This window comes from Neobacillus drentensis NBRC 102427, assembly GCF_001591445.1.
Lineage (GTDB): Bacteria > Bacillota > Bacilli > Bacillales > Cytobacillaceae > Neobacillus > Neobacillus drentensis.
This window is the reverse complement of sequence record NZ_BCUX01000028.1, coordinates 58,789-66,298: the sequence shown is the minus strand read 5'-3', so window position 1 is coordinate 66,298 and position 7,510 is coordinate 58,789. Positions and strand designations below refer to the sequence as shown.

Here is a 7,510-nt window from a genome sequence, read left to right as displayed (position 1 = left end):
CAAGAGCTGATAAAAAGCCAATGATGTCGGATATCCGTGAATCGGGCAGCGTGGAACAGGATGCTGATGTCATTTTGTTCCTATATCGTGAAGTGTATTATAACAAGGAATCGCAGAATAAATCTCTTGAAATCATTGTTTCGAAAAACCGAAATGGTCCAGTTGGCTCAGCTTTTGTAAATTACAATGAGAATACAGGAAGAATTGAGGAACAGAAGAAAAGTCCTACGCTTGTATAACCGCTATTTAGCCAAAAAAATCTTATATCGAGGGGTGACCACATGATTGTCAAAGATCTTTATATGGATTGTTTCTATTACGAAGAATCCTCCTTGGCCTATTACATTCATCATTTACTTGCTGAGCAGAAAATCACTTTAGATGATGACATATCTAAAATAGACTTAAAACAAGCAGATCATCAGAAAGTAAGGGAATTGGCTCAAAACAATCTATTAGGTTTTCATAAAGTTGGTATCTACTCACTGAAGATGAACCAACAGGATTTTGTTTTTATCTTTGCAGCTAGTCAGCAAGAAGCAATCCAATTTTATTTCAATAATTTCCATCAAAACCCATTGAACTGTCACGAATATTCGCTAGATTTCCAGCTCGATAGAGGAAATGATGCGATTTCGTTTCGGGACATGAGGAAGGAATTTACGAGTATTCCAGCTATAGCGGGGTATTTTAAGAGAGAAGGATGGAAGTGAGGATGGGGAGCCATTTGAGCACTAAGATATACTTCTGAATATGTGTGTAGTCACGCCACCTTTTAATGTATAGTAGAGAAGAACATAAAACGTATAGTAACGGCTTTTTATATAGAGGTGGGGGATATTTATGAGAAGAATGATTTTGACGACAGAGAGTGGTGCGGATTTACCAGAAGAATTAGCTGATAAACATAAAGTCCAAGTTGTTCCGATGCATGTGATTATGGATGGGCAAGATTACTTAGATGGTACATTACCTGTAACGGATATTTATGACTACTACGAGCGGACAAAAAAAATACCCTCGACAACATCGACAAATTCTCATGAGTATCTTGAATTTTTCAAGAAGATTAAAAGCGATTTTCCAGATTGTATCATCATACATATTGGTTATACCTCAAAGGCATCTTCTTCCTTTCAAAATGCGATCATCGCAACGGAAGAATTGGATGATATTTTTCTAATTGATGCTTTGAACGTAACAGGTGGATTAACAGCGATTGTAATGTATGCGGTTACCCTATTAGAGAATGAACCCACCATTGACCCTGCCCAATTAGTAGCGAAGATTGAATCAAAGGTTCCTAAATCAAGGCTGGCTTTCGTTCCCGGAAGTTTAGAATTTTTAAGAGCAGGTGGGCGAGTTAGTAATCTAGCTTATCTCGGCGGGGCTTTGTTAAAAATCAAGCCGCGTATTGAACTAATTGATGGAAATCTTGTTTCAACAAAAAAATATCGTGGGAAAATGGAAGTTGTTTCAGAAAAACTCATCCGAGATTATTTAGGTGAATACAACATGGATAGAGAACAACTGTATCTTATTTACTCGATCGGACTTGATGAAAAGATCAAGCAGAGCATGGATGAAATCGCAAAAGAAACAGGTTTCAAAAATGTAAAATGGATTCAAGCGGGCGCAATGATATCGACACACGCTGGACCTGGCGGCATTGGAATAGCAGGTTTAGAAGTATAGAACAGTCAAAACCAGTACTTAGATGAGAGGAGTTTAGTCACCGATCAACGAGAATCGACTGAATGGAGCAATCGAAAGGATTGAAGAGGTAATCAAGGATTAAACAAGATAAATAGCACACACAAAAAAACGCTTGAGGAGTTCAAAAGAACACCCAAGCGTTTTAACCCATTTTTGCTGTTATTTATTCAATTCAACCGTTTCATTTATATCTGTCGATTTAGAACTTTGCCCTGTCATCCGTTTATAGAGAAAGGCGATTTTCTTCGTCAAATTACCGGTTTCCCAATATTCGGCTGCTTCAGCCTTGACCTTTATCAAGATAAGGTTAGGGTCATCATAAGAAGTTTGCATAATTTCCCCATTTGCAGTGCTCCACAATTCCTTTTTCTTGTCTAAATCCTCAACAATTTCCGCTCTTCCACGGACGGAAACAAAGGATTTACCTGCATAAGCCACATTAACATCTTGATCATGTAAAATTTCTTCATATTTATTAGTCGCTTTCTTAGTGAAAAACCATAGGTCACCATCAAACTCTATTTCTTGTGTTTTCATAGGACGAGAAACAAGTCCTTCTTCAGTTACCGTAGTCAGCATTGCCGTGTCTACGTCTTTAATTAACTCTCTTAATTTTTCCATTTCTTCTTGTTTCCTCATGTTAGACATTTCCATCACCTCATTAATTTATTCAGAGGTATACTCCCCTTTACACAAACTTTTATTCAGCTAGGCGGATCACAAAACGTACTCCAACAAATAGAACCGTTTTTTAAGTCACTGATCGAAAACTTCCCTAGTATAGGAGAATACGTTCATCATATCTTGTATCTTGGAACGATATGGTTCCTTTAGATGTTTTTAGTGGCGCATTCTGTAACAAGAATGCGCTCTTCTTAATGAATCGGGCCAGATTGTCGAGCAGCAACAATAAAGAAATTTGAATCTCTCGAAAAAAGGTTGTAAAAATTTTTTTATCATATATAATTAAAAAACAGAACGTATCGTTTCGTAATTAAAACGTGCTTCACAATTCTTCAGTAAAAGAAAGGGATGGATTTATGAAAAATACAAAATTGGATACCGGTATTGGCTCCATACAATGGTTTATATTTTTACTTGCTAATTCGCTAACGATTCCTATTATCGTTGGTCAAGTCTTTCAACTTTCCCCTGTGGAAATATCTGGGTTGATGCAAAGAACCTTTTTAGTTGTTGGGGTATCTTCATTATTATCTGGGTGGTTAGGGCATCGTTTGCCGATTCCGGATGGTCCAGCCGGCATATGGCTTGGTGTATTTGTTTTAATGGGACAAATGGCTGTCGCACAAGGGCTAGACAAGACTGGCTCCCTACAATTATTGGAAGGTGCCATGCTCCTAACTGGGGTCTTTCTTATTATCGTTGGTTTAACAGGGTGGATGAATAAATTACTTAAGCTATTCACACCACTTGTAAATGGTGTTTACTTGACCATTCTCGGCTTTCAGTTGAGTGGAATGTTCCTAAAGGGCATGATTGGAGTCAGTAATACGTCAACTAAAATTCAACCAGGTATTGTCATTATTTCTTTTGCTATCTTTATTCTAGTGCTTGCTCTTTCAATTTGGGGCAAAGGGTGGTTAAAAAGCTATGCTGTCCTTATAGGTATGGTTGTGGGATCCATCGCTTTTATTCTAGTCAACGGTTCACAACCTATGCCAAAATCTTCTTCCATTATTTCATTACCTGATGTTTTCGCATGGGGGATCCCAAAGCTAGATGCAGGAATGTTTGTTTCATCTATTATGGTTGCATTTGTCCTAATTTCCAGTATTATAGCTAGTGTGGCAGCCATGCTGCAAGTGTTCGGGGAAAAAGCTACAGAACATACAAATGAGCAAGTAGATAGAACAAAGGGTTCTCTAAAAGGTTCCGGTATTATTAGCGGTATTACCACGATGCTGTCATCTATCTTTTCCACCGTTGGAGTTGTTCCATTTTCTGTGGCTGCAGGATTTGTACGTATGACAGGTCAAAGTCGTATGCGTCCATTCTTCATCGCGAGCATAGCTCTAGCACTAATCTCCTTTTTCCCAAAAGTGTATTCGCTACTTGCGATGCTACCAGGCCCTGTTGCCTATGCCGCGATGCTTGCTTCGTTTACTTCGATGGCCGGGATCGGTATCGGTTCTGTTCTTAAAGAACCACTTGATCAAAGACGTCTAACGATTCTAAGCACTGCTCTTTCTCTAGGAACAGGGGTTATGTTTTTACCACAAGCTGTCTTTACGGCACTACCAACGGTATTGCAATATGTATTTAGCAATGGTGTAATGGTCGGAATGCTGGTTGCTCTTATATTTGAACAAATTTGGCGTCCACAGAAAATGGAAACAAACTTGGAAAATAAAGACTTCCAAAAGGCTGGCTGAGTTTTTTATTTTTCTTGGTTTTATATTGTTGAATTTAATAAAATCATGGTAGCAAAATGTCACCGTTGCACCTAGATCCATTTAAGTGAGGAATGAAAATGGCAGAAAAAAAACAATCAGTAGTAGGCAGACCGCGAAGTGAGTCATCTAAAATCGCGATTCTTAACGCAACCATTGATTTACTTGAGAAATCTGGATATTCAACGTTAACGATTGAAGCAATTGCTGCACATGCAGGTGTAGGAAAAGCAACCATCTATCGCTGGTGGGCTAACAAATCATTTCTAGTGTTTGATGCCTTTCTCATGTCGACCGAAACACATATGGACTTTCTAGAAAAGACATCTATTCGCGAAAACTTTCGCCAACAACTGCACACTCTAGCAAACGTTCTAAACGGTACACTCGGACGAACAATGATAGCCCTTGTTGCCGAAAGTGGAGAGGATTCAGAATTATCTAAAGTTTTTTACACGAACTATCTTAATCCACGTCGGGAAGATGCCAAAATGATTCTTGAACGTGCCATTGCACAAGGAGAAATCCAATCTACAATTAATATAGATGTAGCGTTGGATATGTTATACGGTCCCATATACTTTCGTATACTCATATACAAAAAAAAGGTAGATTTAGTGTTTATTGACACACTAGTTGATCAAGTGATGAAAGGAATTGACGCTCCCTGACCAGTATGTCACTTAACAAAAGAGTCCAGAAACGTAACCATTCTATCGAAGGATTATCGAAACGATAATCAAAAAAGACAGAAAAAATGAAAACTGGAGAATTTATTCGCATATTTTTAATGAATAGCCTTTCCAAATAAATCACCAGAGCACAACTAGCTCCTTCCCGCTTGTTGTGCTTTTTTTGCGCGCAAAACTTCCGATTGATCCCTTTGATAACCGTCCCTTAGGCTTTTAAGATAGATGTGGGTATATTGATTTTGTTGAAAAAATTAATCAATAATATGTGAATGCTAGAGGAGAAGTGGATTTTCCGAGGTAACATAAGCCTGGACCTATTCTTTAATGATAACTATTCAAAATTATGGTAATCTTAAAATAATACGAAAAGGAGTGATTAATGATGGGCAAAACGATTCCAGAAATTATCCTTAATGATGGACTTACATTACCGGTGATTGGCTTGGGTACATATAAATTAAAGGGGAATGAAGGTGCCAATACCATCGTAGGTGCTATTGATATCGGATACAGATTAATAGATTCTGCTTATAATTATGAAAACGAAGGCACGGTTGGGAATGCTGTTAGACGCAGTTCTGTTCCAAGAGAAGAATTAAAAATCACTTCGAAACTACCAGGTCGCTATCAGAACTATGACAACGCGGTTACAACCATTCAAGAATCGTTATATCGTGCGAATCTAGATTATTATGATTTATATCTAATTCACTGGCCTAACCCAAAACAGGATTCATACGTGGAAGCTTGGCAGGCATTAATTGACGCTAAAAAATGGGGGCTTATTCGTTCAATTGGTGTGTGTAATTTCTTACCTGAACATATGGAGCGATTAGAAAAGGAAACGGGCGTGAAACCAAGCATAAACCAAATCGAATTACACCCGTTTTTCAATCAAGCCCCACAGAGAAAATGGCATGAAGAGAACAATATTGCGACGGAATCTTGGAGTCCGTTAGCTCGAGCCAATCAAGTGCTACAAAATGATACCATTCAACAGATTGCTGACCATCATAACAAGTCAATTTCCCAAGTTATTTTACGTTGGCATTATCAACTGGGGGCCATTTCCATTCCTAAATCATCATCACCTGCACGGCAGCTTGAAAATATATCTATTTTTGACTTTTCTCTAAATGAAACAGAAATGAGCATGATTTCAGGATTAACTCGCCCTGATGGCAGAATAAACAATCAAGATCCTGCAGCATACGAAGAATTCTAAACCTTCTTAGGAAGTAAAAGAGACAAAGCACACCACTATTAAAAAAGTGATGTGCTTTATTTTTCAGCAGGTGCCTGACCCAGTAAGGAGGGAATTTTTGGATGGAACGTAAAAAATTATGAAGCATTTAGACCATGCTTTGGAAAAGCAGGTCCCTGATGGATGGGATGAGTTGAATAAAAAATTGACTAATTCGGAGACATTTCTATGACCATAAGAGAGAAAAAATCTTCTTCAAGAAGGGTATTACTTACGGCTGCTGCCTGTTTGATTGCTGCATCTTCCCTGACTTTTTCACCAGTAAGAGCGGCAATCCAAAACGTTTACGATAAAATTTTCTCGAGCGAACATATCGATGATAGTGGATTAAAATCCGCCCTTACAAATGGAATGGGCCAAGAAATCAACAAAACGTACTATGATAAAGATCATGATATTACCGTTCATTTTAATAGTATCCTGATGGATGACAAGGAAGCCAAGCTTTTGGTTACCTATGAAAGCAAGAAAACTAATTTGAAAAACTATTACCTTGATCTTTTTGAAGGCTTTACTTCCATGAACTTAGTGGTAGGCAATGAGGAGGTAAAGAAATTGAAAAATATCGGCTGGGGCAGCCGTTATTACGATAAGAAGGCGAACAAAGTGGCAGAAGCGCTCTCGTTCGAATCCATCAGCACGTTCCAAGGGGATGAAGTCCATTTAAAATTGAAAGACTTGACCATTCATGGAAAAAATGGGGCAAGCCGTGTAGAAACCGTTTGGCCACTTGATTTCAAGCTCTCGAAAGAAGCGGTTGGTGGACGCGAAACCTTTGATGTGAGTAAAGAATTTACATTTAAAAATGAAACCTATCAAGTAAGGCGAGTGGAATTTTCGCCACTTGAAACAAGGGTGGTCGTCACTGGCACGGACATTAAACCACATATCGAAAATGGTGTCGCCTACGATGTGTTCAGCAAACTCCAATTGCAACTCTTAAATGCCAGAAAAACTGATAAAGATAAAGGATATACTGTCGATTACAAAAAGTCTGGTGTATTCTTGAATTCAGCCGGCAAAATGGCCGACCCAATCTTCAGCAAGGCGGAAGCAGACGGACCGCGTGACCAATACGTCCTCTACTTCACTCCAGTCAAAGACCGCCAGAACTGCGTCCTTCAAGTGGGCGATTTAAAAATTAACTTAAGATAAAATAGGAAGCTGCCTCAAGTTTTAGGGGCAGTTTTTCATGTGTGGGAATTTGTAAAAATAAAAATAAAAGAAACGATTGATTATATAAAGGAGCGACAGTTTTAAATGACTATAAATTTAAAAAGGTGCACCCTTGAAGATTTACACAAACTTCAAGAAATAAGAGGACCTACTCTTTTTATATGGGGGATGAAGAACAAACGGACTTTATCATGACCAAAACACTCATCTAGCTTTCTTAAGAGGTGGAACCATTATGAATATACCTAACA

General features: G+C 38.4%; 8 protein-coding genes. 7 read left to right on the top strand and 1 reads right to left on the bottom strand.

Annotated elements, in window-relative coordinates; all coding sequences use genetic code 11:
• The 3 genes from BDR01S_RS15125 to BDR01S_RS15115 all read left to right on the top strand — a co-directional run.
• The coding region (locus BDR01S_RS15125) for a DnaB-like helicase C-terminal domain-containing protein (protein WP_235846580.1) at positions 1-239 on the top strand (239 nt) is incomplete at its 5' end.
• Positions 240-281: 42 nt separating this feature from the next.
• Entirely contained in the window at positions 282-713 is a 432-nt protein-coding gene (locus BDR01S_RS15120; RefSeq protein WP_066254206.1) for a hypothetical protein, read from the top strand.
• A gap of 130 nt (positions 714-843) precedes the next feature.
• Positions 844-1,695 (top strand): DegV family protein, encoded by an 852-nt coding sequence (locus BDR01S_RS15115; RefSeq protein WP_066254208.1) that lies wholly within the window; start codon positions 844-846, stop codon positions 1,693-1,695.
• Positions 1,696-1,875: 180 nt separating this feature from the next.
• Here the strand turns inward: BDR01S_RS15115 and BDR01S_RS15110 are convergent, their stop codons facing one another.
• Positions 1,876-2,364 carry a pyridoxamine 5'-phosphate oxidase family protein gene (locus BDR01S_RS15110; protein ID WP_066254210.1) on the bottom strand — a complete coding sequence of 163 codons (489 nt, stop codon included), beginning with the start codon at positions 2,362-2,364 and terminating at the stop codon, positions 1,876-1,878.
• A 392-nt stretch (positions 2,365-2,756) separates the two neighbouring features.
• On the opposite strand from BDR01S_RS15110, the gene BDR01S_RS15105 reads away from it, so the two are divergent.
• The 4 genes from BDR01S_RS15105 to BDR01S_RS15090 all read left to right on the top strand — a co-directional run bounded on the left by BDR01S_RS15105 (position 2,757) and on the right by BDR01S_RS15090 (position 7,238).
• Entirely contained in the window at positions 2,757-4,109 is a 1,353-nt protein-coding gene (locus tag BDR01S_RS15105; RefSeq protein ID WP_066254213.1) for a purine/pyrimidine permease, read from the top strand.
• A gap of 98 nt (positions 4,110-4,207) precedes the next feature.
• The gene (locus tag BDR01S_RS15100) at positions 4,208-4,798 is read left to right on the top strand and encodes a TetR/AcrR family transcriptional regulator (protein ID WP_066363232.1); all 591 of its coding nucleotides are present in this window, start codon (positions 4,208-4,210) and stop codon (positions 4,796-4,798) included.
• A gap of 403 nt (positions 4,799-5,201) precedes the next feature.
• On the top strand, positions 5,202-6,044 hold the full coding sequence (locus BDR01S_RS15095; RefSeq protein ID WP_066254217.1) for an aldo/keto reductase: 843 nt from the start codon (positions 5,202-5,204) through the stop codon (positions 6,042-6,044).
• A gap of 207 nt (positions 6,045-6,251) precedes the next feature.
• Positions 6,252-7,238, top strand: coding sequence for a DUF4179 domain-containing protein (locus BDR01S_RS15090; RefSeq protein WP_066254220.1), 987 nt, complete (start codon positions 6,252-6,254; stop codon positions 7,236-7,238).
• Positions 7,239-7,510 lie beyond the last annotated feature (272 nt).